Origin of the sequence: Streptomyces sp. CA-106110, assembly GCF_050936285.1 — a bacterium.
In the GTDB taxonomy this organism is placed as follows: Bacteria; Actinomycetota; Actinomycetes; order Streptomycetales; family Streptomycetaceae; genus Streptomyces.
In genome coordinates, this window is the sequence record NZ_JBNJNB010000001.1 from 9234550 (window position 1) to 9261361 (window position 26812).

Below are 26812 nucleotides of genomic sequence, written 5' to 3' on the forward strand. Positions count from 1 at the left end.
CTTCCGACGTCTCCTCACGTACGTCCCAACCTTACGGCGTTCGGCGGGGGCGCCCGCAGCCCCCTTGCACGGGGGAGTGAACGGATGACTGCCCCGTCGGGGGCCGTCGAACACCATGATCGCCGATCCCGGGCCTGGTGAAGGGAGGTGTTTCACACCTCCGATGGATCAGAGCGTCGAACGCAGCCATTGCTCCACGGACGCGATGTGCACGGTTGCCCAGGAGCGGGCCGCCTCCGCGTCGCGGTCGCGCAGGGCGCCGAGGATCGCGCGGTGCTCGTGCAAGGTGCGGCTGACCGCGTCCTCCTGGGTCAGACCACGCCAGATCCGGGCCCGGGTGGTGGGCCCGGACAGCCCGTCGAGCAGCGAGCACAGCACCGAGTTGCCGGAGCTCTGCACGATGCCCCGGTGGAACTCCAGGTCGCAGGCGACCAGTTCCTCCACCGAAGGGTCCGAGCCCAGCTTGTCCAACTGAGCCGTCAGAGTGTCCAGTTGCTGCTCGCTGATGCGTGCGGACGCCATCGCCGTCGCCGCCGGCTCCAGTATGCGGCGCACCGTGAGGAACTCCAGCACGGTGTCGTCGCGGTGGAAGTCGACGACGAAGCTCAGCGCCTCCAGCAGCAACTGGGGGTCCAGGCTCGTCACATAGGTGCCGTCGCCCTGCCGTACATCCAGGATCCGGATCAGTGACAGGGCGCGCACCGCCTCGCGCAGGGAGTTGCGGGACAGCCCGAGATCGGCGGCGAGTTCGCTCTCCTTGGGCAGCCGGTCGCCGGGCCGCAGCGCGCCGGAGACGATCATTCCCTTGATCTTCTCGATCGCCTCGTCGGTGACCGCCATGGCGGGCCTCCCTGTTCGCTCAGACATCCGATGTCTCAGCCCATTATGGGGTCCAGTCGGCTGAACGGGGACGATAATCCCCATGTCACCTCGGGAAACCGCCGCCGGACCCCGGCCCGCTCAATGCGCCGGACCACCCGGGGGCCGGCTCGCCGCGGCACCGGGCGCCGGCGCTTCCAGCTCCGCCAGCGCCGCCGCCTCGTCGAGAGTCGTCAGCACCCGGTCCCGCATCAGGACCCGGCCGTCGACGACGGTGTCCCGTACGTCCGCGGACTGCGCCGCGTAGGCGAGCGTCGCCCACGCGTCGTGCCGGGGGTGCAGATGCGGCCGGTCCAGGTCGAGCACGATCAAGTCGGCCCGCTTGCCCGCCTCCAGTGAGCCGAGCCGGTCACCGAGGCCGAGCGCACGGGCACCTTCGATGGTCGCCATCCGCACCGCCTGCTCGGAGCCGACCGCGGTGGGGTCGCCGGCGGCCTTGTGCACCAGCGCCGCCTGCCGCACCGCGCCCAGCACATCGAGCGTGTTCGAACTGACCGCCCCGTCCGTGCCGAGCCCGACCGTCACCCCCGCGTCCAGCAGCTGCGGCACCGGCGCGATCCCGCAGCCCAGCTTGAGGTTGGACACCGGACAGTGCGCCACCGAGGTGCCGGTACGGGCCAGTGCGGCCACCTCCGGGCCGGTCAGCTCGACGGCGTGGGCGAGCAGCAGATCGGGGCCGAGTAGCCCGAGCGAGTCGAGCAGCTCCACCGGGCGCTTGCCGTAGCGCTCCTCGACGGTGGCGACCTCCGCCGCGTTCTCCGCGGCGTGGATGTGCAGCAGAGCCCCGAACTCCCGTGCCAGCGAGGCGATCTCGACGAGCTGCTCGGGGGTCAGCGTGTAGGCCGAGTGCGCGAACACCACGGGCCGCGTCCCGGACAGGTGCGCGGTCCGGGCCGCGAGGTCCCGGCGCGCCCACTCCATCCGGTCCTCGTACGCCCGGCCGTCGGGGGAGTCCGGGACGTCCATGAAGGTGGGCCCCGCGAACAGCCGCCAGCCCGCCTCCCGCGCGACCCGCTCCGCCTCCTCGTGGTACCAGTACATGTCCAGCGCCGAGGTCACCCCGGCCCGTACGCTCTCGGCGATCGCGACCCGGACCGCCGACGCCACGTTCCGCGGCGAGAGCAACTCCGCCTCCCAGCGCAGGACGCGCTCCAGGAATCCCTGGAGGGTGACGTCGTCGGCGCGGCCGCGCAGCAGCGTCATCGCCAGGTGCGTATGGGTGTTGACGAAACCCGGCAGTACGAGACAGCCCGTGGCGTCGATGACGTTGTCCGCCGTGAACCGGTCCCGCAACGGCTCGGCAGCGCCCACCGCGACGATTGCACCGCCGCGCACGGCGACGGCCCCACCGGGTACGACGGTCCCGGCGTCGTCGACGGTCAGCACCTCGCCGCCGTGCACCAGTAGATCGATGCGCTCCCTCATTCCGCGTTCTCCTCGGCCAGCATGCGCAGTGCCTCCAGCGCGACCAGCGCGCCGCGTTCGACTCCCCGGGCGACGACCTCTCGGTGCGGGTCGTAGGCGCCCGTCGAGAAAGTCGCGTCCTTGTCGACCAGTTCGTCCGCGTTGGCGCCGTCCACCACGAGTACACCGCCCGCGACCAGTCCGCGCAGTGAGGCGGTCACCAGCAGAGCGGACAGCTCCATCTCGATCGCCGCGAGCCCCGCACCGTCGTACGCGTTCAAAGGGATCAGCCCCGGCTGGAACGCGGCCCGGGTCCACACGATCCCCCGATGGTGCGGCACATCCGCCTCGCTGGCCGCCCGTTGCAGCGCGAACACCGCCTCGGGCGCGCAGACAGCGGGGTACTCGGGCGGCAGCAGTTGCTGGGTCACCCCGTCGTCGCGCACAGCGGCCTCGGCGATCACCAGATCGCCGTCGCCGATCTCCGGCTTCATCGCGCCCGCCGTACCGAACCGCAGGAATGTGCGGACGCCCGCGTCCGCGAGCTCCTGGAACAGCAGGATCGCGCCCGGCGCGCCCACCCCGTGCGAGGCGACCGTCACCGGCAGGCCCTTCCAGGTTCCCCGGAACACCCGGTACTCGCGGTGGTACGAGATCTCTTCGGCCCCGTCGAGCAGCGCGGCGACGGTCGCGGCGCGGGCCGGGTCGCCGACCACGACGGCGTGGGGAGGCAGCCCGCTGCGGGGGATGCGGGTGACGGGCGACAGGTCCTGCGTCATGAGGCGACTCCAGTGGGCCGGCGAATCCGGAGTGCGGCGCGCGGCGGACGCGCAGGGCACACCGGCTACCGTACGCAGCCGCAGCCCGCTCCGGATCACCGCCCGTGGTCGAGCGCAGGGCGGCCCACGGCGTGCCCGGCGCTTCGCGGCGCGCGATCGACATCGCGCACGTATGCAGGCGGTGCGGCAGCACAGACGGAAAGGGCGGCTCCCTGCCGGAAGCCGCCCCCGCGTCATCGGGCCCCGCGCGGTGCACAGGACCGGTTCGACGTCCTACTCCTTGTCGAGCAGGTCCTGCACCTTGCTGCGCACCTCGTCGGTGGCAAGACCGCGGATCGTCAGCGTCGTACGGCGGCGCAACACGTCGTCCGCCGTCTGGGCCCACTCGTGGTCTCGGGCGTAGACGACCTGCGCCCAGATCTCCGGGGCGTCCGGGTGGACGCGCTCGGCCAGTTCCGGGTTCTCGTTCGCCAGCCGCGCGATGTCGAAGGCCAGCGAGCCGTAATGGGTCGCCAGGTGCTTGGCGGTGTCGGGCGCCATGCGCGGCCCGGGCGCCGGGCCGTCGACCACCAGCCGGTGGGCCACCGCGCGCGGGTTGGCGATGCCGGGCAGCGGCAGCCGCTTCGGCAGTGTGGAGATCGGCTCGAAGTCGTCGCCGAGCGGGCGGCCCGGAAGCGACTCCAGCTTCTTCATGACCGTACGGCCGATGTGCCGGAACGTGGTCCACTTGCCGCCCGCCACGGACAGCATGCCGCCCCTGCCCTCGGTGACGACGGTCTCGCGCTTGGCCTTGGCGGTGTCGCCGGGGCCGCCCGGCAGCACCCGCAGACCGGCGAAGGAGTAGGTGATCAGCTCACGCCGCAGCTGCTGGTCGCGGACGGAGAACGCCGCCTCGTCGAGGATCTGGGCGATGTCCTTCTCGGCGACCCCGACCTCGGCCGGGTCGCCCTCGAACTCCTCGTCCGTGGTGCCGAGCAGCAGCATGTCCTCCCAGGGGAGGGCGAAGGTGATGCGGTACTTGTCGATCGGCGTCGCCAGCGCCGCCCGCCAGGGTGAGGTGCGCTTGAGCACCAGGTGCACGCCCTTGGACAGACGTATGGAGGGCGCCGCCTTCGGGTCCTCCAGCCGGCGCAGGTGGTCGACCCACGGCCCGGTGGCGTTCAGCACCAGCCGCGCGTCCACCCCGAACTCGTCGCCGGACAGCCGGTCCTTCAGTTCGGCACCGGTGACCCGGCCCCGGGTGAAGCGCAGTCCGGTGACCTCGGCGTGGTTGAGGACGACCGCGCCCGCGTCGACGGCGCCGCGGACCGTCATCAGCGCCATGCGGGCGTCGTTCATCTGGTCGTCGCCGTAGACGGCCACGGCCTTGAGGTTCTCGGTGCGCAGCTCCGGCACGTCCTGCTGCGCCCTGGCGGGCGACAGCAGGTGACCGACGCCGTCACCGAACGCCGACAGCGCGGAGTAGGCGAAGACGCCCGCTCCGAGCTTCGCCGCGCCGTGCGGCCCGCCCTTGTACACGGGGAGGTAGAACGTGAGCGGGTTCGCCAGGTGGGGGGCCACCTGACGAGAGACCGCACGGCGCTCGAAGTGGTTCTCCGCCACCAGCTTCACCGCGCCGGTCTGCAGATAGCGCAGACCGCCGTGGAGCAGCTTGGAGGAGGCGGAGGAGGTGGCGCCGGCGAAGTCGCCGGCGTCCACCAGCGCCACCCGCAGGCCCGACTGCGCGGCATGCCAGGCCGTGGAGATGCCCAGGATCCCGCCGCCGATCACCAGGAGGTCGAATGTCGCCCTGGACAACTGCTCCCGAGTTTCGGCGCGGCTCGGCCCCGAGCCGTAGGCCGGGTGAGTCCCCAGAGCCGGGACCCTCTGCAGGGTGGTCATCGCTTCTTACTCCTCGTGTTCGATCCAGCCCATGGTCCGCTCGACGGCCTTGAGCCAGTTCTTGTACTCACGGTCGCGGGTCTCCGCGTCCATGTGGGGCGTCCACTCGGCGGCCCGGCGCCAGTTGGCGCGCAGGTCGTTGGTGTTGGTCCAGAAGCCGACGGCGAGACCGGCGGCGTAGGCGGCGCCGAGGCAGGTGGTCTCGGCGACCATCGGGCGCACCACCGGCGCGTCCAGGACGTCCGAGAGCGTCTGCATCAGCAGGTTGTTGGAGGTCATGCCGCCGTCGACCTTCAGCGTCGCCAGCTCCACGCCCGAGTCCTTGGTCATGGCGTCCGCGATCTCACGGGTCTGCCAGGCGGTGGCCTCGAGGACGGCGCGGGCGAGGTGCGCCTTGGTGACGTACCGGGTCAGGCCGGCGATCACACCGCGGGCGTCGGAGCGCCAGTACGGCGCGAACAGGCCGGAGAAGGCCGGCACGAAGTAGGCGCCGCCGTTGTCCTCGACCGTGAGCGCGAGGGTCTCGATCTCGGCGGCGGTCTTGATCAGGCCCATCTGGTCGCGCATCCACTGCACCAGGGAGCCGGTGACGGCGATGGAGCCCTCCAGGGCGTAGACCGGCTTCTGGTCACCGATCTGGTAGCCGACCGTGGTCAGCAGGCCCGAGTAGGAGTTGATGATCTTGTCACCGGTGTTCATCACCATGAAGGTGCCGGTGCCGTAGGTGGACTTGGTCTCGCCCTCGGAGAAGCAGGTCTGGCCGAACAGGGCCGCCTGCTGGTCGCCGAGCGCGGAGGCGACGGGGATGCCGCCGAGCAGGTCGCCGAGGCGTCCGCCGGTGATCTCGCCGTACACCTCGGCGGAGGAGCGGATCTCGGGCAGCATCGCCAGCGGGACGCCGATGGACTCCGCGATCTTCTCGTCCCACTCCATGGTGTGCAGGTTCATCAGCAGGGTGCGGGAGGCGTTGGTCACGTCGGTGACGTGGTGGCCGCCGTCGACACCGCCGGTCAGGTTCCAGATGACCCAGGTGTCCATGGTGCCGAAGAGGATGTCGCCCGCCTCGGCGCGCTCGCGCAGGCCCTCGACGTTGTCGAGCAGCCAGCGGGCCTTCGGGCCGGCGAAGTAGGAGGCCAGCGGCAGACCGGTCTCGCGACGGAAGCGGTCCTGGCCGACGTTGCGGCCGAGCTCCTTGCAGAGCGCGTCGGTGCGGGTGTCCTGCCAGACGATGGCGTTGTGAACGGGCTCACCGGTGTTCTTGTCCCACAGCACGGTGGTCTCGCGCTGGTTGGTGATGCCGATGGCCTTGATGTCGTCGCGGGTGATCCCGGCCTTCTCGATGGCTCCGGCGACGACGTCCTGGACGTTGGTCCAGATCTCGGTCGCGTTGTGCTCCACCCAGCCCGGCTTCGGGAAGATCTGGTTGTGCTCCTTCTGGTCGACGGAGACGATGCGGCCGTCCCGGTCGAAGACGATGCAGCGTGAGGACGTGGTGCCCTGGTCGATGGCGGCGATGAAGGGGCCGGCGGTGTGTGCGTCGGTCACGGTGTGCTCCTGGAATTCCGTGGATAAGTGGGGCGGTCTTTACGGCGCGGTACTGAGAGCGGTACTGAGGGGCAAGTTTCGGAGAAGCTCAGTTTTCTCAAGCAAAGGCGACGTTGTATATGCCTGCGGCGATCGCGCCGCCGACCAGCGGGCCGACGACCGGGATCCAGGCGTAGCCCCAGTCGGAGCCGCCCTTGTTGGGCAGGGGGAGGAGAGCGTGCACGATGCGGGGACCGAGGTCGCGGGCCGGGTTGATGGCGTAGCCGGTCGGGCCGCCGAGCGAGAGACCGATGGACACGACCACCAACGCAGTGATCAGGGCGCCCAGGGTGCCGAGGCCGTTGCCCTTGTCGTTGAGGCCCTGCGTGAGGACGGCGAGGACCAGCACGACTGTGCCGATGATCTCCGTGGCGAGGTTCATCACCGCGTTACGGATCTCGGGACCGGTGGAGAAGACGCCGAGGACCGGACCCGCCTGGGCCTCCTGGGCCTCGACCGCCTTGGTGTCCTGCGCCCCCGGGCCGCCGACGACCTCTCTGTCGGTCAGGTGGACCTGGAACTGGCCGTAGTAGGCGACCCAGACCAGGGTCGCGCCGATCATGGCGCCGAGCAGCTGGCCGGCCCAGTAGACCGGGACGTTGCTCCAGTCGCCGTCCTTGATGGCGAGCGCGAGCGTCACCGCCGGGTTGAGGTGGGCACCCGAGAGCGGTGCCGAGGTGTAGACCGCCGTCAGAACGGCGAAGCCCCACCCGAATGCGATGGCGAGCCAGCCGGCGTTACGGGCCTTGGAGGCCTTCAGCGTCACTGCGGCGCAGACGCCACCGCCGAGCAGGATGAGTATGGCGGTACCGATGGTCTCGCCGATGAAGATGTCGGAGCTGGACACCCGCGACTCCTTTGTCCTTCGTCCAGGGGAAGGCGAACCCCGGGTCCCTCCGGTGGTCCGCGCCCTCGGGGGTGAGAGCGATGCCGGCCCTTGGCGTTGTCACACCCTAGCGCGTATTGCCGTTTGGTGTTCGACAATGCCGACCGGTGGACGGGAGTCTTGTCTCCGGTTCGCCGAGCGTCAAGAGTTCGGTAATCGAAAACAGGATCGTTATTGATCGCCTGCAGTGATCAGTTCCGGCGTGGCTGCGCACCGCTGACGCACGGGCACGTGGAGTGGTCGCGCACGACCCCCGCGGGGCCTCGCCAGGGAGGTGCCCCACGGTGCGCGGGCACGCCGAAGGGCCGTCACGGCGTCGCCGTGACGGCCCGGGAACACGAGGTTCAGAACCTCCCGGCACCCAGATCCCGCGACACCGCGCGGCTGCAGTCACGGACCGCCGCGATCAGCTCGGGGCGCACCTCCCCGTCCGGGCACACACGCTCCACCGCGCCCGTGATGCCGACCGCGCCGACGGGCATGCGCCTGCGGTCGTGGATGGGTGCGGCGATCGAGGCGACGCCGGTCCAGGTCTCCTCCACGTCGGCCGCGTAGCCGCGCGCCCGTGCGAGGTCGAGGACGTGCTCGAATGCGTCGAGCTCGCACACGGTGCGGTCGGTGAACGCCTTCCGGTCCGCCTCCACCGCCTCGGTGTGCGCGACCGGGTCGTACGCCGACAGCACCTTGCCGAGGGCCGTGGAGTGCAGCGGCTGCATGGCCCCGATCTCCAGGACCTGCCGGCTGTCGTCGGGCCTGAACACGTGGTGCACGATCAGCACGCCCTGCTGGTGCAGCACCCCCAGATAGACGCTCTCCCCGCTGGAGCGGGCCAGGTCGTCGGTCCACACCAGGGCGCGCGCTCGCAGTTCATGGACGTCGAGGTAGGTGGTGCCGAGGCGCAGCAGCTCGGCCCCCAGCTGGTAGCGGCCCGAGGCCGCTTCCTGTTCGACGAAACCCTCCTGCTGGAGCGTGCGGAGTATGCCGTGGGCGGTGCCCTTGGCCAGGCCGAGCGAGGAGGCGATGTCGGACAGGCCGAGCCGCCGTTCACCGCCCGCGAGCAGCCGCAGCATCGCGGCCGCCCGTTCGAGCGACTGGATGTTCCGTGCCATCGCCGTTCTGCCCTCCGTCACCTTCAACCGCCGACCGTCATTCGTTTACCACCGTTCGGCAATGCCGAACATTACCGGTCGGGGACTTCCTCTCGCTAATAGGCGGTCGTCATCCGTTCGGGCGCAATCCCCCCCACGGGTCACGTCCAGCACGCCCGTCCGCCCGCTGGACGCCCCTGACCGTATGGCGTGCCGCGGGCTACCCTGGCGGCGTGCGCGTCCCATGTGAAGCGCAAAGCCGACAGCCGTCGCATTCCAGGGAGCATCTTCCATGGCCTCGTTGCCGAACCCGTCCCTTTCGTCCGCCTCCACCGACAGCCGGACCCGAACCGAAGCCCTCCGGGAAGCCCTCGCCACCCGTGTGGTGGTGGCCGACGGAGCGATGGGCACGATGCTCCAGGCCCAGGACCCCACCCTGGAGGACTTCCAGGGTCTCGAGGGCTGCAACGAGATCCTCAACCTGACCCGCCCCGACATCGTCCGCTCCGTCCACGAGGCGTACTTCGCGGTGGGCGTCGACTGCGTCGAGACGAACACCTTCGGGGCCAACCACGCCGCCATGGCCGAGTACGAGATCGCCGACCGCGTGTACGAGCTGTCCGAGGCCGGCGCCCGGATCGCCCGGGAGGTCGCGGACGGCTTCGCCGCCGACGACGGCCGCGCCCGCTGGGTCCTCGGCTCGATCGGTCCCGGCACCAAGCTGCCCACCCTCGGCCACGTCGCCTACACCACCCTCCGCGACGGCTTCCAGGCCAACGCGGAGGGCCTGCTCGCCGGCGGCGCGGACGCCCTCATCGTCGAGACCACCCAGGACCTGCTGCAGACCAAGGCATCGGTCCTGGGCGCCCGGCGCGCGATGGAGGCGACCGGCATCGAGGTGCCCCTGCTGTGCTCCATGGCGTTCGAGACCACCGGCACCATGCTGCTGGGTTCGGAGATCGGCGCCGCGCTGACCGCGCTCGAGCCGCTCGGCATCGACATGATCGGCCTGAACTGCTCGACCGGTCCCGCCGAGATGAGCGAGCACCTGCGCTATCTGACGCGCCACTCCCGTATCCCGCTGCTGTGCATGCCGAACGCTGGCCTGCCGGTGCTCACCAAGGACGGCGCGCACTTCCCGCTCGGTCCCGAGGGTCTGGCCGACGCCCAGGAGAACTTCGTCCGCGACTACGGCCTCTCCCTGATCGGCGGCTGCTGCGGCACCACCCCCGAGCACCTGCGCCAGGTCGTCGAACGCGTCCGCGACCTCGCCCCGGTCGAGCGCGCCCCGCAGCCCGAGCCGGGCGCCGCCTCCCTCTACCAGAGCGTGCCGTTCCGTCAGGACACCTCGTATCTGGCCATCGGCGAGCGGACGAACGCCAACGGCTCCAAGAAGTTCCGCGAGGCCATGCTGGACGGCCGCTGGGACGACTGCGTCGAGATGGCCCGCGAGCAGATCCGCGAGGGCGCCCACATGCTCGACCTCTGCGTCGACTACGTGGGCCGCGACGGCGTCGCCGACATGGAGGAGCTGGCCGGCCGCTTCGCCACCGCCTCCACCCTGCCGATCGTCCTCGACTCCACCGAAGTGGACGTCCTCGAGGCGGGTCTGGAGAAGCTCGGCGGCCGCGCCGTCATCAACTCGGTCAACTACGAGGACGGCGACGGGCCTGAGTCGCGCTTCGCGAAGGTCACCCGGCTCGCCCGGGAACACGGCGCCGCGCTCATCGCCCTGACCATCGACGAGGAGGGCCAGGCCCGTACCCCCGAGAAGAAGGTCGAGATCGCCCAACGGCTGATCGCCGACCTCACCGGGAACTGGGGCATCCGTGAGGAGGACATCCTCGTCGACACCCTGACCTTCACCATCTGCACCGGCCAGGAGGAGTCCCGCAAGGACGGCATCGCCACCATCGAGGCCATCCGCGAGCTGAAGAAGCGCCACCCGGACGTGCAGACCACGCTCGGTCTGTCGAACATCTCCTTCGGCCTCAACCCGGCCGCGCGCATCCTGCTCAACTCCGTCTTCCTCGACGAATGCGTCAAGGCGGGGCTCGACTCGGCCATCGTGCACGCCTCGAAGATCCTGCCCATCGCGCGCTTCGACGAGGAGCAGGTCACCACCGCCCTCGACCTGATCTACGACCGCCGCGCCGACGGCTACGACCCGCTGCAGAAGCTGATGGCGCTGTTCGAGGGCGCCACCGCCAAGTCGCTCAAGGCCGGCAAGGCCGAGGAACTGGCCGCGCTGCCGCTGGAGGAGCGCCTCAAGCGGCGGATCATCGACGGCGACAAGAACGGTCTGGAGGCCGACCTGGACGAGGCCCTGACCGGCCGGTCCGCCCTCGACATCGTCAATGAGACACTCCTGGACGGCATGAAGGTCGTGGGCGAGCTGTTCGGCTCCGGCCAGATGCAGCTGCCGTTCGTGCTGCAGTCCGCTGAGGTCATGAAGTCCGCGGTCGCCTACCTCGAACCCCACATGGAGAAGACCGACGAGGCCGGCAAGGGCACCATCGTGCTGGCCACCGTGCGCGGCGACGTCCACGACATCGGCAAGAACCTCGTCGACATCATCCTGTCCAACAACGGCTACAACGTCGTCAACCTCGGCATCAAGCAGCCGGTCTCCGCGATCCTGGAGGCCGCAGAAGAACACCGGGCCGACGTCATCGGCATGTCCGGGCTCCTGGTCAAGTCCACGGTGATCATGAAGGAGAACCTGGAGGAGCTCAACCAGCGCGGGCTCGCCGCCGCCTACCCGGTCATCCTCGGCGGCGCGGCGCTCACCCGCGCGTACGTCGAGCAGGACCTGTACGAGCTGTACGAGGGCGAGGTCCGCTACGCCCGCGACGCGTTCGAGGGCCTGCGCCTGATGGACGCGCTGATCGGGGTCAAGCGGGGCGTGCCGGGGGCGAAACTGCCCGAGCTGAGGCAGCGCCGGGTGCGGGCCGCCACGGTGGAGATCGAGGAGCGGCCCGAGGAAGGCCACGTGCGCTCCGACGTCGCGACCGACAACCGCGTCCCCGCGCCGCCCTTCTGGGGGACCCGCGTCATCAAGGGCATCCCGCTCAAGGAGTACTCCTCCTGGCTGGACGAGGGCGCGCTGTTCAAGGGCCAGTGGGGCCTGAAGCAGGCCCGCACCGGCGAGGGACCGACCTACGAGGAGCTAGTCGATACCGAGGGCCGGCCCCGGCTGCGCGGCCTGCTCGACCGGCTGCAGACGGACAACCTCCTCGAAGCGGCCGTCGTCTACGGCTACTTCCCCTGCGTGTCCAAGGACGACGACCTGATCATCCTCGACGAACAGGGCAATGAGCGCACCCGGTTCACCTTCCCGCGCCAGCGTCGCGGCCGGCGGCTGTGCCTGGCCGACTTCTTCCGTCCTGAGGAGTCGGGCGAGACGGACGTCGTCGGGCTCCAGGTCGTCACCGTCGGTTCCCGGATCGGCGAGGAGACCGCGCGGCTCTTCGAGGCGAACTCCTACCGTGACTATCTGGAACTGCACGGTTTGTCCGTGCAGTTGGCGGAGGCGCTCGCGGAGTACTGGCACGCGCGGGTGCGCTCCGAGCTGGGCTTCGCGGGTGAGGACCCGGACGAGATGGAGGACATGTTCGCCCTCAAGTACCGCGGTGCCCGTTTCTCGCTGGGCTACGGAGCCTGTCCCGACCTGGAGGACCGCGCCAAGATCGCCGAGCTGCTCGAGCCGGAGCGGATCGGCGTCCAGCTCTCCGAGGAGTTCCAGCTCCACCCGGAGCAGTCCACGGACGCGATCGTGATCCACCACCCGGAGGCGAAGTACTTCAACGCGCGGTGACGACCCGCGCGGAACCGCATCCGCAGGGCGTGCCCTCGGACCCCGCGGCGTCCGGGCCGACACAGGCGCGGCCTGCGCCTTCGCCCCAGGACTACCGCGGGGCCCCGCGGTCCCGCACACCCGTGTACGGGACCGCGGTCCCCGGGCTTCCGCGGCACGCGCGGGCCGCTCCTCTTGCCCGTGTGTGTGACCACACACGGGGCCGCTCCCATGTCGATCGGCACTTTTCTCACGGCCGTCGTAGACTGGCAGGTCCACCGCAGGCCGGTTCCCTCCGTGGGAACCGGCCTGGTCGTCCCTTGAAGGAGGTACGCCGGATGACCACCACGGTCCCCGCCCTCGGAACCCGTACGGCCGAAGGCTCCGCACTGCAGGCCGTGCTCCTCGACATGGACGGAACCCTGGTGGACACCGAGGGTTTCTGGTGGGAGGTCGAGGTCGACGTCTTCGCCACCCTCGGACACACGCTCGACGAGGCATGGCGCCACGTCGTCGTGGGCGGCCCCATGACCCGCAGCGCGGGCTTCCTGATCGAGGCCACGGGCGCGAACATCACCCTCGACGAGCTCACCGTGCTGCTCAACGACGGGTTCGAGAACCGCATCGACCACAGGCTGCCGCTGATGCCCGGGGCCGCCCGGCTGTTGGCCGAACTGGCGGCCCACGAGATCCCCACCGCCCTGGTCTCCGCGTCCCACCGGCGCATCATCGACCGCATCCTGGCCTCCCTCGGCCCCCAGTACTTCGCGCTGACCGTGGCGGGCGACGAGGTGGAGCGGACCAAGCCGTTCCCGGACCCGTATCTGCTGGCCGCCAAGGGCCTCGGGGCGGAGCCCGCGCGCTGCGCGGTCATCGAGGACACGGCGACCGGGGTGGCGGCCGCCGAGGCCGCCGGCTGCCGGGTCGTCGCCGTCCCGTCGGTCGCCCCCATCGCCCCTGCCGCGGGCCGCACCGTCGTGACCTCGCTCGAAGAGGTCGACCTGACATTCCTGCGCGGTTTGATGACGGAAATGCGCTGACCGTTCACGCAGCGTGCACCACGAATGGACGGAATACCGGGGACCGTCCAGCAGAATGAATTAATACCCGGTCGCGCGCCCGAATTCGGCCGCACACCGCCCGAGTCGGGAGGTGTGACGTTCACCACGTGCGCGGGGGTCGACAGAGGGCCCGGCGTATGCTGTTCCATCCCATTCGCGCCCCCGTGACGCGCCCATGTGTCCCGATTGATGAGACGCTGCACTAATCCTTCCGTGACCGGTTTTCCGGTGCGTCCACAGCCGGTTTCGCAGCGTGATGAGGCCTCAACTCCGGTAGCTGTCAGCGCTCGTGCGTGTGCGGACTAATCTCATCGCGAGAACATGCCACAACCCCCGTGATCCGTAGCGCCACCCTTGCTTGCCGGGTACACGGACTCGACAGCTCTGGAGAAACACGAGCATGAACCGTAAGACTTTGGTGCTGCCGGCGGTCGCTGGTCTGCTCACCCCTGTCCTCGCCGCCTGCGGCGGGTCCAGCAGCGGGGGCAACAGCGGTGACGCCATCGTCGTCGGTACCACCGACCGGTTCACCGCCGCCAGCGACGCCCCTGCGCCCATCGACCCGGCGTACGCGTACGACGTGGGCACCTGGAACGTTCTCCGGCAGACCGTGCAGACGCTGATGGTGCAGCCCCGCGGCGACGGTGAGCCCGAGCCCGAGGCCGCCGAGAGCTGCGGCTTCACCGACACCGGGAACGAGCGCTACGCCTGCAAGCTGCGCAAGGACCTGAAGTTCTCCAACGGTGACCCGGTGACCGCGGCCGATGTGAAGTTCTCCATCGACCGTGCCCGCGCCATCAAGGCCGACAGTGGCGTCTTCGCGCTGCTGTCCACCATCGACACCGTCGAGACGCAGGGCGACAGGGACGTCATCTTCCACCTCAAGGTCGCGGACGCCACCTTCCCGTTCAAGCTGTCGACGCCGGTCGCGGGCATCGTCAACCCCAAGGACTACGAGAAGAACAAGCTGCGCAACGGGTTCTCCGTCGACGGCTCCGGCCCGTACACGCTGCAGTCCGAGGTCCAGAACAACGAGATGGTGAAGGCCACCTTCACCAAGAACCCCAACTACAAGGGCCTGCTCACCCCGAAGAACGACAAGGTCGTGCTGCAGACCTTCAAGGACGCCGACAGCATGGGCAACGCCCTTGCCAAGGGCGACATCGACGTCATGACCCGCACCATGGCGCCGGACCAGATCCGCAAGCTGCAGAACGACACGGCGGGCAACGTCAACCTGGTCGAGATGCCGGGCCTGGAAATCCGCTACCTGGCCTTCAACACCAATGCCCCCTCGGTCAAGAGCACGGCCGTCCGCCAGGCCATGGCGCAGGTCATCGACCGCGGCGCGCTGGTGTCCAAGGTGTACGGCACCGAGGCGCAGCCCCTGTACTCGCTCGTCCCGGCCACCATCACCGGCCACTCCAACGCCTTCTTCAACAAGTACGGCGACCCGAGTGTGGCCAATGCCCGTGCCCTGCTGACCAAGGCGAACATCACCACCCCGGTGAAGCTGACGCTGCACTACACGACCGACCACTACGGCCCGGCCACCGTCAAGGAGTTCGAGGTGCTCAAGGAGCAGCTCAACGCCAGCGGGCTGTTCGACGTCAGCGTCCAGGGCGCGGACTGGGAGCACTTCGTGCCGGCCCAGCGCAAGCTCGCCTACGACGTCTGGGGCATGGGCTGGTTCCCCGACTTCGCGGACGCCGACAACTACCTCGCGCCGTTCCTCGACAAGGACAACTTCCTCAACCTGCCCTACGACAACGGCTTGATCCGCAACAACCTGATCCCGGCGTCCCGCCGCCAGGCCGACCGGCTGAGCGCGTCGAAGAGCTTCACCGAGATCCAGGACATCGTCGCCAACGACGTGCCGATCCTCCCGCTGTGGCAGGGCAAGCAGTACGTCGCCACCCGTGACGACATCTCGGGCAGCGAGTACGCGATGAACTCCTCCTCCACCCTGCAGCTGTGGGAGCTCTCCCGCGGCTCCGGCAGCTGACCTGCTCATGTGAAGGCCCCCAGGCATCTGCCCGGGGGCCTTCACTGTGTCCGGAGGCCCTCGCCGTGTCCGGAGGCCGCCACAGGAGGACGGGAAGCACTGAGGGCGCCCCTTGCCGCGCAAGGGGCGCCCTCAGTGTGCAGCTGAAGTCCCGGCAGCCGACGCACGACGTCCGGCAGTTGTCGCCGGACGTCCGCAGCCGCTCCGGGAAGTCCGGGCGGCTACTGCGCGCCGGGGCGCACCAGTCCGCTCTCGTACGCGTACACCGCCGCCTGCACCCGGTCCCGCAGACCCAGCTTGGTCAGCACATGACCCACGTGCGTCTTGACCGTGGTCTCGCTGACGAACAGATCGGCCGCGATCTCGGCATTGGACAGCCCGCGCGCCACCAGCTTCAGCACCTCCACCTCGCGTTCGGTGAGGGTGTGCAGCGTGTCCGGGACCGGCTCGTCGCCGGACGGGAGATGCCCCGCGTACTTGTCGAGCAGCCGGCGCGTGATGCTCGGAGCCAGCATCGCCTCGCCGGCCGCCACCACCCGGATCGCCTGCACCAGCTCATGGGCCGGAGCGTCCTTGAGGAGGAATCCACTGGCACCGGCGCGCAGCGCCTCCACCACGTACTCGTCCAGATCGAAAGTGGTCAGCACCAGCACCTTCGCCGGGCCGTCCCGCCCCGGCCCGGTGATCTGCCGGGTCGCCTCCACCCCGTCCATCCGGGGCATCCGGATGTCCATCAGAACCACATCGGGCTGCAGGGCACGCACCTGGTCGAGCGCCTGGAGGCCGTCTCCGGCCTCGCCGACGACCGCGATGTCCTGCTCCGCCTCCAGGATCATCCGGAAGCCCGTACGCAGCAGCGGCTGGTCGTCGACCAGTAGGACGCGGATGGCCACGTGAGTCTCCTTCGCTAGTCCGGCCCCATTCTGCCCTGCTCGGTCTCGCCCGATTCGGCCACCCTGACCGGCGGCTGCGACCCGGCGGGGGCAGGCTCCCCGGCCGGCTGCTCGCCGGCCCGTGAAACCGGCAGCGGATAGGGCGGGGGAGTACCACCGAACTCCGGACAGAAGGCCTGGTGGTCGCACCAGCCGCACAACTTGGTCGGCCGCGGGCGCCAGTCGCCCGTCTCCGTCGCGAGCCGGATCGCCTCCCACAGCGCGAGCAGCTTGCGCTCCACACGTTCGAGGTCGGCGAGCACCGGGTCGTACGTCAGCACGTCACCGCTGCCCAGATACACGAGCTGAAGCCGACGCGGGACGACCCGCTTCAGGCGCCACACCACCAGGGCGTAGAACTTCATCTGGAACAGCGCACCCTCGGCATACTCGGGCCGGGGCGCCTTGCCCGTCTTGTAGTCGACGATCCGCACCTCACCGGTGGGCGCCACATCGACGCGGTCGATGATCCCGCGCAGCTTCAGCCCCGACTCCAGCTCCGCCTCCACGAACAGCTCGCGCTCGGCGGGCTCGAGCCGCGTCGGGTCCTCCAGCGCGAACCAGCGGTCCACGAGCCGCTCCGCCTCGGTCAGCCAGCGCGCCAGCCGCTCGCCGTCCGGATCGTCCACGAACAGCTCCTCGAGCTGCGGCCTGCTCTCCCGCAACCGGTCCCACTGACCGGGGACCAGCGCCTTGGCGCGCGGGGCGGTCCGCTCGGCGGCCGGCACATCGAACAGCCGCTCAAGCACTGCGTGCACCAACGTTCCCCGGGTGGCCGCCTCACTCGGCTTCTCGGGCAGCTTGTCGATCACCCGGAACCGGTAGAGCAGGGGGCACTGCATGAAATCACTGGCACGGGACGGCGACAGCGACTCCGGGGGCACGGCGGCCACGGCGGACGGCCCGGCGGTGCCGTCGGTGCTGGTTTCCATGACCACAGACCATACGGCCCGCCACTGACAGTGACCCAGCCCGTGCTGGCCGATGCGGGGCGGTCCGGCCGCTCCGGCCGGCAACCGGCCACATCGCCCCAGGCACCTTTTGGCTGGGGCGGTTCGACCATGCGGCCAGGGGGACAACAGAGAGGGTGCCGGGGCGGAACACGAAGCGACGGCCGCATACCATCGACCACAGACCCTCTCACCCGGCACGACCGGGGCCGGGGAGACGATTCGATCGAGGGGACATCGTGGACGAGACCGGCGGGAGCGGACAGCCGCGCCCCGGCAACGACAGGGCGACCGAACCCGAGTCGAGCCCCACGGCGCACACCGCCGGTCCCGCACGCCCCGAGCAGGACCGGGACCCCGGCGCGAGCCCGGCCCCGGCAGCGGACCACTCCGAGGGGCGAACCGCCCCCGAGCCACCCGACGCCCACGCCGACACACCGCCGGCGGACGACCAGCCCTCCGCGACACCGCAACCCCACGACTCCTCCGAGACCCCGCCCACCGGAAACCCCGCCGCGCCTTTCCCGGCCCGCAGCGAGGCGCACACCGGCGGCCCCGGCAAGGCCCGCCCGCCACAGCGGCCCAGGGAACCCGGCGGCGGCATCCTCATGGGCCGGCCCTTCGGCGTCCCCGTCTACGTCGCCCCCAGCTGGTTCCTCGTCGCGGCCCTGATCACCTGGGTGTTCGGCGGCCAGCTGGACCGCGTGCTGCCCGAACTCGGCGCCGCCCGCTACCTCGTCTCCCTCTTCTTCGCCGTCGCCTTCTACGCCTCCGTCCTCGTCCACGAACTGGCCCACACCGTCGCGGCCCTCCGCTTCCGGCTGCCGGTGCGCCGTATCCAGCTCCAGTTCTTCGGCGGCGTCTCCGAGATCGAGAAGGAGGCAGACAGCCCCGGCCGCGAATTCGTCCTCGCCTTCGTCGGCCCCCTGCTCTCCCTCGTCCTCGCGGGGATCTTCTACCTCGCCATGCAGCCCGTCCGGCCCGGCACCGTCCCCGGAGTCCTGCTGGCCGGCCTGATGATCTCCAACCTCATCGTGGCCGTCTTCAACCTGCTTCCCGGCCTGCCTCTCGACGGTGGCCGCATGCTGCGTGCCGTCGTCTGGAAGATCACCGGCAGGCCGATGAGCGGCACCGTCGCGGCCGCCTGGGTCGGCCGTGCCCTCGCGATCTCCGTCCTCATCGGACTGCCCCTGCTCACCCAGTCCGGCGCCCTCGGCTCCACCGCCGAGGACAACGTCGGCATGGACACCGTCACCGACGCCCTGCTCGCCGCCATCCTGGCCGCCATCATCTGGACCGGCGCCGGCAACAGCCTCCGCATGGCCCGCCTGCGCGAACACCTCCCCGAACTGCGCGCCCGCACCCTCACCCGCCGCGCGGTCCCCGTCCAGAGCGACACCCCTCTGTCCGAGGCCCTGCGCCGCGCCAACGCCGTCGGTGCCCGCGCCCTCGTCGTCGTGGACGCCTACGGCGAACCGCTCTCCCTCGTGCGGGAGGCCGCCATCGTCGGTGTACCCGAGCACCGCCGCCCCTGGGTCCCCGTCAGCGGCCTCGCCCAGGAGCTCACCGACGGCATGCGCGTCTCCGCGGACCTCGCCGGTGAAGACCTCCTCGACGCCCTGCGCGCGGCCCCCGCCACCGAGTACCTCGTCGTCGAGGAGACCGGCGAGATCTACGGCGTCCTGTCCGCCGCCGACGTCGAGCGAGCCTTCGTCAAGGCGATGGCCCGCCCCAACTAAGGGTCCCCATTCCGGGCCCCGTTCCAGGCCACCGCACCCCAGCGGCCCCACCGCCCGGGCGCAGCCGCTCGTGGTCGGCCGCCCCTCCACGGACCGGTAGGCTGGTCACATGTCCGAACCGACCGGTGCCGCCCGCCGTCGCGGGCCCTTCAAGGTCGGGGACCAGGTACAGCTGACCGACCCCAAGGGCCGCCACTACACGTTCACGCTCGAAGCCGGGAAGAACTTCCACACCCACAAGGGTTCCTTCCCGCACGACGAGCTGATCGGTGCTCCCGAGGGCAGCGTTGTCCGCACCACCGGGAACGTCGCCTACCTCGCGCTGCGCCCCCTGCTCCCCGACTACGTCCTGTCCATGCCCCGCGGGGCGGCCGTCGTCTACCCGAAGGACGCGGGGCAGATCCTCGCCTTCGCCGACATCTTCCCCGGCGCACGCGTCGTGGAGGCCGGCGTCGGCTCCGGCTCGCTCAGCAGCTTCCTGCTGCGCGCCGTGGGCGACCAGGGCATGCTGCACAGCTACGAGCGCCGAGCGGACTTCGCCGAGATCGCCCAGCAGAACGTCGAGCGCTACTTCGGCGGCCCCCACCCCGCCTGGCAGCTCACCGTCGGCGACCTCCAGGACAACCTGAGCGACACCGACGTCGACCGCGTCATCCTCGACATGCTCGCCCCCTGGGAATGCCTGGAGGCCGTCTCCAAGGCACTGGTACCGGGCGGCATCCTCTGCTGCTACGTGGCCACCACCACCCAGCTCGCCAGGACCGTCGAGTCCATCCGCGAGATCGGCTCCTTCAACGAGCCGACCTCATGGGAGACGATGATCCGCAACTGGCACATCGAGGGCCTGGCCGTCCGCCCCGACCACCGCATGATCGGCCACACCGGCTTCCTCCTCACCGCCCGCCGCCTCGCCGACGGCGTCGAGCCGCCCATGCGCCGCCGCCGGCCCGCCAAGGGCGCCTACGGCGAGGACTACGCGGGCCCCAACGCCGACGGAGGCGACGGCCGCTGACCCGGCCTTTGCCCAGGCCAACGGACGAGCGCCGTGGCCGAGTTACCGGAAAACCCCCGGAACTCGGCCACGGCGCTCGTCCGTTGAGGCCCCAGCGCCGCTCACGCCCCGGCCAGAGCCCCCGACGGAAGTGCTCCCCCCGCCGTTCCCCCGCACTGTGACGTGTGGCACTATGCGGGACACCCCCACCGGCACAGCTCTCACAGGAGACACGTCTCGCGTGCAGCACTCCGTCGTTCCGGAACTCGCTCACACCTCGCCGCGCCCCATCCACTGGGTCGCCACGGCCACCGCGATATCCGGTGTCATCGTCCTGTCCCCGGTGCTGCAGCCCAGCTCCGCGACGGCGACTCCGCCTCACCCCGGGAGCACGACGGCCTCGGCCGGTATCGCGGCACCCGACCCGGCCAAAGCCGACTTCCCGCTCGACTGCGGCCCCGCCAGACTCCTCGTCCACAAGAAGGCCACTGGCGACCTCGACGGCGACGGCCGCCCGGAAACCGTCGCCGTCGTTCACTGCGACGCCGCCATGGGGACCCCGCCCGACGGCGTCTACGTCCTCACCCAGGCCGCCGACGCCACCAGCCCCCGCATCGTCGCGACTCTCGTCGACCCCAAGGACCGCTTCACGGTCACCGACTTCGCCGTCCGCGACGCCGCCGTCACCGCCACGCTCCTCGGCTACTCCTCGGCCGACATACCCAGTTGCTGCCCCGACGTGAAGACCCCCGCCAAGTGGCAGTGGAAGGGCGGCGCGTTCGTCCGCTCCACGCCCTCCGGCGCACGCAACGTGTGACGTCGCACTCCCGGCCGCCGACACACACCGTCGCGTGACCGCCAGGAGGCGGGCACGCGACGGGACGGCGAACCCGATGTGAGAAGAAAGACATGAATGACGCTACGTCCTCATGGGATCACTCCGCGTCAGGCCCGTAGATCTCCGCCTTGTCCGAAATTCGACGTACGTGAATGCACTCGCCCGGACACTCCCGCGCCGAGTCCACCACGTCGGTGAGAAGGGGCAGCGGCACGGGCGTTGCAGCCCCCCTGGCCTGCAAAAGCTCCTCGTCAGCGCCCTTCACGTAGGCCAGACCGTCGATGTCCAGCTCGAAGACCTCAGGCGCGTACTGGGCGCAGATCCCGTCACCGGTGCACAGATCCTGATCGATCCAGACCTCCAGCGCCTCGCCCTCGACTCCGGCCTGCTGCACGATCATCTCCCCTGCCGATTTCCTGCGCAGAGCCGTCCCCGGGAATCCGGCCAGCTCTGACGGGTGTTGAACACCGTGAGCCTACCTGCGGCGGCTTCCCAATCATGTTCGGTGGGTATTCCCCTGGCGTGAGGGAGAGCGCAAGGGTGAAGATCGGACACACCTCGACAGTCTTTGTGATCTAGGGGTTTCAATCGACACCCACCCAGGTAGGGTCTGGAAGCGTCCAGCTCCCCTTGGAGGAGGTGAGGACCGTGGCAGCCCACGACGACGACATGAACCGCGGCATCCGCCCGGGGCGAGGGTCCGACGACCCTGCCGGGCAGATCGCCTACCTTGAGCAGGAGATCGCCGTCCTGCGACGCAAGCTCGCCGACTCTCCGCGACACACGAGGATTCTCGAAGAGCGGATCGTCGAGCTGCAGACCAACCTGGCCGGCGTGTCCGCACAGAACGAACGACTCGCCAACACGCTCCGTGAGGCCCGCGACCAGATCGTGGCCCTCAAGGAGGAGGTCGACCGGCTCGCACAGCCGCCGGCCGGCTTCGGTGTGTTCCTGCAGGCGATCGAGGACGGCACGGCCGACATCTTCACCGGCGGCCGCAAGCTCCGGGTGAACGTCAGCCCCAGCGTGGAGCTCGACGAGCTCCGCCGCGGCCAGGAAGTGATGCTCAACGAAGCGCTCAACGTGGTCGAGGCCATGGAGTTCGAGCGGGTCGGGGACATCGTCACCCTCAAGGAAGTCCTCGAGGACGGCGAGCGCGCCCTGGTGCTCGGGCACACCGACGAGGAACGGGTGGTACGGCTCGCCGAGCCGCTGCTGGACGTCACCATCCGTCCCGGCGACGCCCTCCTGCTCGAACCCCGCTCCGGCTACGTCTACGAGGTCGTTCCGAAGAGCGAGGTCGAGGAACTCGTCCTCGAAGAAGTGCCCGACATCGGTTACGAGCAGATCGGCGGCCTCGCCGGTCAGATCGAAGCCATCCGGGACGCGGTCGAGCTCCCGTATCTCTACCCCGACCTGTTCAAGGAGCACGAACTGCGGCCGCCCAAGGGCGTCCTGCTGTACGGGCCCCCCGGATGCGGAAAGACGCTCATCGCCAAGGCCGTCGCGAACTCGCTGGCCAAGAAGGTCGCCGAGGTGACCGGCCAGGCCGCGGGCAAGAGCTTCTTCCTCAACATCAAGGGCCCCGAGCTGCTGAACAAGTACGTCGGTGAGACCGAGCGGCAGATCCGCCTCGTCTTCCAGCGCGCCCGTGAGAAGGCCAGCGAGGGCACCCCCGTCATCGTCTTCTTCGACGAGATGGAGTCCCTCTTCCGCACCCGCGGCTCCGGTGTCAGCTCGGACGTGGAGAACACCATCGTCCCCCAGCTGCTCGCCGAGATCGACGGTGTGGAAGGCCTGCAGAACGTGGTGGTCATCGGCGCCTCCAACCGCGAGGACATGATCGACCCCGCCATCCTGCGGCCCGGCCGGCTCGATGTGAAGATCAAGATCGAACGTCCGGACGCCGAAGCGGCCAAGGACATCTTCGGGAAGTACCTCACCGAGAGGCTCCCGCTGCACGCCGAGGACGTCGGCGAGCACGGAGGCGACAAGTCGGCCACTGTCCACGGCATGATCCAGACCGCCGTGGAACAGATGTACGCCGAATCGGACGAGAACCGCTTCCTCGAGGTGACCTACGCCAACGGCGACAAGGAAGTCCTCTACTTCAAGGACTTCAACTCCGGCGCCATGATCGAGAACATCGTCGGACGCGCCAAGAAGATGGCGATCAAGGACTTCCTCGAACACAACCAGAAGGGCCTCAGGGTCTCCCACCTCCTCCAGGCGTGCGTGGACGAGTTCAAGGAGAACGAGGACCTGCCCAACACCACCAACCCCGACGACTGGGCCCGGATCTCCGGAAAGAAGGGCGAACGGATCGTCTACATCCGTACCCTCATCACCGGAAAGCAGGGCGCAGACACAGGACGCTCCATCGACACGGTGGCCAACACCGGTCAGTACCTGTAACAGCTGGGGCGGCTGCGGGTGCCCTCACCGGGTACCCGCAGCCGACCGCTTTTCGGGCACGGCTGGAGCAAGGCAATGACGCAAATGATCTCCCCACCAGCGCAAAGGCGTTCTAGGCTCTTCGTACCGCCGCGTCGCGCCGTGCGGGGACGGGCACCGCACGCGCACCGGAGCACCAGCGGTATCTGAGCGCCGCCCCCGACCGAGGGCGCCGCCGGGCAAGGAGGGCCGCATGACCGTACGGCGAGTAATGGGCATCGAGACGGAGTACGGCATCTCCGTCCCCGGGCACCCCAACGCCAATGCCATGCTCACCTCGTCCCAGATCGTCAACGCCTACGCGGCGGCGATGCACCGGGCCCGCCGGGCCCGCTGGGACTTCGAGGAGGAGAACCCGCTGCGGGACGCGCGAGGCTTCGACCTCGCACGCGAGGCCGCCGACGCCAGCCAGCTCACCGACGAGGACATCGGCCTCGCCAACGTGATCCTCACCAACGGGGCACGGCTCTACGTCGACCACGCGCACCCCGAATACAGCGCCCCCGAGGTGACCAACCCCCGCGACGCCGTCCTCTGGGACAAGGCCGGCGAGCGGATCATGGCCGAAGCCGCGGAACGGGCCGCCCAGCTTCCCGGCGCCCAGCCGATCCACCTCTACAAGAACAACACCGACAACAAGGGCGCCTCCTACGGCACGCACGAGAACTACCTGATGAAGCGGGAAACCCCCTTCTCGGACATCGTGCGCCACCTCACCCCGTTCTTCGTCTCCCGCCAGGTCTTCGCCGGCGCCGGCCGCGTCGGCATCGGCCAGGACGGACACGAACACGGGTTCCAGCTCAGCCAGCGCGCCGACTACTTCGAAGTCGAAGTGGGCCTCGAGACGACCCTCAAGCGCCCGATCATCAACACCCGCGACGAACCGCACGCGGACGCCGAGAAGTACCGCCGCCTGCACGTCATCATCGGAGACGCCAACCTCTCCGAGATCTCGACCTACCTGAAGCTGGGCACCACCGCCCTGGTCCTGTCCATGATCGAGGACGGCTTCATCGCGGTCGACCTGGCCGTCGACCAGCCCGTACGCACCCTGCACCAGGTCTCGCACGACCCCACCCTCAAGCACCTCGTCACCCTCCGCAGCGGCCGGACGCTCACCGCCGTCCAGCTCCAGATGGAGTACTACGAGCTCTCGCGCAAATACGTCGAGGAGCGCTTCGGCGGGGACGCCGACGAGCAGACGAAGGACGTCCTCACCCGCTGGGAGGACACCCTCAACCGCCTGGAGCGGGACCCCATGAGCCTCGCCGGCGAACTCGACTGGGTCGCCAAACGGGAACTCATGGAGGGCTACCGGCGCCGTGACGGCCTCGACTGGGACGCCGCCCGGCTCCACCTGGTCGACCTCCAGTACGCCGATGTACGCCCCGAGAAGGGCCTCTACAACCGTCTGGCGGCCCGCGGCAAGATGAAGCGGCTGCTGTCCGAGGACGACGTCGAGCGGGCCCGTACGAAGCCCCCGGAGGACACCCGGGCCTACTTCCGCGGACGCTGCCTCGAGCAGTACGCGGACGACGTCGCGGCGGCCTCCTGGGACTCGGTCATCTTCGACCTGCCCGGCCGTGACTCCCTGCAGCGGGTGCCAACCCTGGAACCGCTTCGCGGAACGCGTAATCACGTCAAGGAGCTCCTCGACCGCTGCCGCACGGCGGAGGACCTGGTCAGGGTCCTGTCAGGCGGCTGACCGGCCCGCACGGGCCGTCCCGGCCGACCGGGGTGTAAATCCCGGCGGCCGGGAATCATCGAGGTGGCCCCCGTACGTTGGAGTAACTGCGGGGCCGATGTCGGACCGGGATTGTAGGGTCTGATCATCACCGATCGGCAGGAATGCCGACCATGTCGGGCGAACTGAGCGGGGTGACGGTTATGGCGACCAAGGACACCGGCGGCGGACAGCAGAAGGCGACGCGCTCCACGGAGGAGGTCGAGGAGCAGGCGCAGGACGCGCAGGCCTCGGAGGACCTCAAGGAGCGGCACGAGAAGCTGAGTGACGACGTGGACTCTGTCCTCGACGAAATCGATGATGTGCTCGAGGAGAACGCAGAGGACTTCGTTCGGTCATTTGTCCAAAAGGGTGGGGAATAGCACCACGTGTCCGATTTGGATGCCGGGGAGAACTGCCCGGCATGCAAGCGGATTCTCCCCACCAGCGCATTCGCGGCGAACACGTCGAAGCTCGACGGGCTTGAGGACCGTTGCCGCGAATGCGGGGCAGCGGCGTGCAGGCGCCGTCGTGTGGCTCAGGGCAGGACGGCGCGTGGTTCGGGCGTTCCCGCAAGGCACAAGCACCGCCTGGGGTGTGACGAGGTCAAGCCAGGGAGCGAGTGGCATCGGAACGCAACCGCCGTTGTCCATGCGCTGCCAGGTGTTCAGGGCCGCGACGCGGCGCTCCGACCGTTCGAAGCGTCAGTACGGCATCACCGAAGCCGGACGCGACGAGTTGATCGCCTCCCGCAGAGGCGTCTGCTGCACATGTCCAACGGCCCCGGCAACGCATGTGGATCACCGTCACAACACGGGTAGGGTCCGTGGCGTACTGTGCTTCAGCTGCAATGCCGCACTGGGGCAGTTCAAGGGTCGGCCCGACGTCACACGGCGGGCTGCGACATACCTGGAAGGAAACGCGTGGAAGCCAATCCTCGTAGCACCGGGCGTCTACCAGCTGCCTTCCTGACGCCTGGGTCGTCGTCCTTCATGGACTTCCTGTCCGAGCACCAGCCCACGCTGCTGCCCGGCAACCGGCAGCTGCCACCGACTCAGGGCGTGATCGAGGCCCCGCACGGCACGACCATCGTCTCCGTGACGTTCCCCGGCGGTGTGGTGCTCGCCGGTGACCGCAGGGCGACCATGGGCAATGTGATCGCGCAGCGCGACATCGAAAAGGTGTTCCCCGCGGACGAGTACTCGGCGGTCGGGATCGCCGGCACGGCGGGTCTGGCCGTGGAGATGGTGAAGCTGTTCCAGTTGGAGCTGGAGCACTTCGAGAAGGTCGAGGGTGCGCAGCTGTCCCTGGAGGGCAAGGCGAACCGCCTGTCGACCATGATCCGTTCCAACCTCGGTATGGCCATGCAGGGCCTGGCCGTGGTGCCGCTCTTCGCCGGTTACGACGTGGACCGGGAGAAGGGCCGTATTTTCTCGTACGACGTGACGGGCGGCCGCTCCGAGGAGCACGGATTCGCGGCCACGGGCTCCGGGTCGATCTTCGCGCGCGGCGCCATGAAGAAGCTTTTCCGTGACGATCTGACCGAGGAGCAGGCCGCCACTTTGGTGGTCCAGGCCTTGTACGACGCGGCGGACGACGACTCGGCGACGGGTGGTCCCGATGTCGCCCGCCGGATCTATCCGGTTATCACCGTGATCACCGAGGACGGTTTCCGCCGGCTCACCGAGGACGAGGCGGGTGACCTCGCCCGTGCGGTTCTGCAGCGTCGTCTGGAGGAGCCGGACGGCCCGAAGGCCGCCTTGCTCTGACGCCGGCCCTGGTTGTGGTGAAGGTGATCGTGTGACTTCGACAGAAAGGGACG

At 69.5% G+C, this 26812-nt stretch carries 21 protein-coding genes; 11 read left to right on the forward strand and 10 right to left on the reverse strand.

Going from position 1 to position 26812, the window contains the following annotated elements; translation table 11 throughout:
• Positions 1-168 precede the first annotated feature (168 nt).
• The 7 genes from ACQEXA_RS42555 to ACQEXA_RS42585 form a co-directional block, all read right to left on the reverse strand.
• Positions 169-840: a FadR/GntR family transcriptional regulator gene (locus ACQEXA_RS42555; RefSeq protein ID WP_432925920.1), complete on the reverse strand. Its 672-nt coding sequence runs from the start codon at positions 838-840 to the stop codon at positions 169-171.
• A gap of 120 nt (positions 841-960) precedes the next feature.
• Entirely contained in the window at positions 961-2304 is a 1344-nt protein-coding gene (locus ACQEXA_RS42560) for an amidohydrolase (protein ID WP_432925918.1), read from the reverse strand.
• The gene (locus ACQEXA_RS42565; RefSeq protein ID WP_432925916.1) at positions 2301-3062 is read right to left on the reverse strand and encodes a nucleoside phosphorylase; all 762 of its coding nucleotides are present in this window, start codon (positions 3060-3062) and stop codon (positions 2301-2303) included. The genes ACQEXA_RS42560 and ACQEXA_RS42565 overlap by 4 nt, the downstream gene beginning before the upstream one ends.
• Before the next feature lie 273 nt (positions 3063-3335).
• Entirely contained in the window at positions 3336-4943 is a 1608-nt protein-coding gene (locus ACQEXA_RS42570; RefSeq protein WP_432925914.1) for an FAD-dependent oxidoreductase, read from the reverse strand.
• 6 nt (positions 4944-4949) lie between these two features.
• Positions 4950-6488 (reverse strand): glycerol kinase GlpK, encoded by a 1539-nt coding sequence (gene glpK / locus ACQEXA_RS42575; RefSeq protein ID WP_432925912.1) that lies wholly within the window; start codon positions 6486-6488, stop codon positions 4950-4952.
• 97 nt (positions 6489-6585) lie between these two features.
• Entirely contained in the window at positions 6586-7374 is a 789-nt protein-coding gene (locus ACQEXA_RS42580; RefSeq protein ID WP_432925910.1) for an MIP/aquaporin family protein, read from the reverse strand.
• Positions 7375-7757: 383 nt separating this feature from the next.
• Positions 7758-8522 (reverse strand): IclR family transcriptional regulator, encoded by a 765-nt coding sequence (locus ACQEXA_RS42585; protein ID WP_359389614.1) that lies wholly within the window; start codon positions 8520-8522, stop codon positions 7758-7760.
• Between the two features lie 271 nt (positions 8523-8793).
• Here ACQEXA_RS42585 and metH point away from each other — a divergent pair, with 271 nt between their 5' ends.
• From metH to ACQEXA_RS42600, 3 genes are all read left to right on the forward strand, one after another.
• Complete coding sequence (gene metH, locus ACQEXA_RS42590; RefSeq protein WP_432925908.1) at positions 8794-12318, forward strand: methionine synthase; 3525 nt, start codon at positions 8794-8796, stop codon at positions 12316-12318.
• 317 nt (positions 12319-12635) lie between these two features.
• Positions 12636-13337, forward strand: a complete 702-nt coding sequence (locus ACQEXA_RS42595; protein ID WP_432925906.1) for an HAD family hydrolase — start codon at positions 12636-12638, stop codon at positions 13335-13337.
• Between the two features lie 421 nt (positions 13338-13758).
• Positions 13759-15363, forward strand: coding sequence for an ABC transporter substrate-binding protein (locus ACQEXA_RS42600; RefSeq protein WP_432925904.1), 1605 nt, complete (start codon positions 13759-13761; stop codon positions 15361-15363).
• 221 nt (positions 15364-15584) lie between these two features.
• Here the strand turns inward: ACQEXA_RS42600 and ACQEXA_RS42605 are convergent, their stop codons facing one another.
• Both ACQEXA_RS42605 and ACQEXA_RS42610 read right to left on the reverse strand, forming a co-directional pair.
• Entirely contained in the window at positions 15585-16256 is a 672-nt protein-coding gene (locus ACQEXA_RS42605; protein ID WP_220294710.1) for a response regulator, read from the reverse strand.
• Positions 16257-16270: 14 nt separating this feature from the next.
• Positions 16271-17227: a RecB family exonuclease gene (locus ACQEXA_RS42610; RefSeq protein ID WP_432925902.1), complete on the reverse strand. Its 957-nt coding sequence runs from the start codon at positions 17225-17227 to the stop codon at positions 16271-16273.
• A gap of 257 nt (positions 17228-17484) precedes the next feature.
• Between ACQEXA_RS42610 and ACQEXA_RS42615 the strand changes: the two genes are divergently transcribed.
• From ACQEXA_RS42615 to ACQEXA_RS42625, 3 genes are all read left to right on the forward strand, one after another.
• A complete protein-coding gene (locus tag ACQEXA_RS42615; protein ID WP_432925900.1) occupies positions 17485-18984 on the forward strand; it encodes a site-2 protease family protein in 1500 nt (499 codons plus the stop codon).
• A 109-nt stretch (positions 18985-19093) separates the two neighbouring features.
• Positions 19094-19996 (forward strand): tRNA (adenine-N1)-methyltransferase, encoded by a 903-nt coding sequence (locus tag ACQEXA_RS42620; protein ID WP_359389633.1) that lies wholly within the window; start codon positions 19094-19096, stop codon positions 19994-19996.
• 220 nt (positions 19997-20216) lie between these two features.
• Entirely contained in the window at positions 20217-20792 is a 576-nt protein-coding gene (locus ACQEXA_RS42625; RefSeq protein WP_432925896.1) for a hypothetical protein, read from the forward strand.
• Positions 20793-20910: 118 nt separating this feature from the next.
• Here ACQEXA_RS42625 and ACQEXA_RS42630 read toward each other — a convergent pair whose 3' ends face one another.
• Positions 20911-21213, reverse strand: a complete 303-nt coding sequence (locus ACQEXA_RS42630) for a ferredoxin (protein WP_432925894.1) — start codon at positions 21211-21213, stop codon at positions 20911-20913.
• 248 nt (positions 21214-21461) lie between these two features.
• Between ACQEXA_RS42630 and arc the strand changes: the two genes are divergently transcribed.
• From arc to prcB, 5 genes are all read left to right on the forward strand, one after another.
• Positions 21462-23228: a proteasome ATPase gene (arc, locus tag ACQEXA_RS42635; protein WP_359389642.1), complete on the forward strand. Its 1767-nt coding sequence runs from the start codon at positions 21462-21464 to the stop codon at positions 23226-23228.
• 232 nt (positions 23229-23460) lie between these two features.
• On the forward strand, positions 23461-24972 hold the full coding sequence (dop, locus tag ACQEXA_RS42640) for a depupylase/deamidase Dop (protein ID WP_432925892.1): 1512 nt from the start codon (positions 23461-23463) through the stop codon (positions 24970-24972).
• A 182-nt stretch (positions 24973-25154) separates the two neighbouring features.
• On the forward strand, positions 25155-25373 hold the full coding sequence (locus ACQEXA_RS42645; RefSeq protein WP_020939002.1) for a ubiquitin-like protein Pup: 219 nt from the start codon (positions 25155-25157) through the stop codon (positions 25371-25373).
• Between the two features lie 268 nt (positions 25374-25641).
• A complete protein-coding gene (locus ACQEXA_RS42650) occupies positions 25642-25962 on the forward strand; it encodes an endonuclease VII domain-containing protein (RefSeq protein ID WP_433134747.1) in 321 nt (106 codons plus the stop codon).
• Positions 25914-26759: a proteasome subunit beta gene (gene prcB / locus ACQEXA_RS42655; RefSeq protein WP_432925890.1), complete on the forward strand. Its 846-nt coding sequence runs from the start codon at positions 25914-25916 to the stop codon at positions 26757-26759. The genes ACQEXA_RS42650 and prcB overlap by 49 nt, the downstream gene beginning before the upstream one ends.
• The last annotated feature ends 53 nt before the right edge of the window (positions 26760-26812 follow it).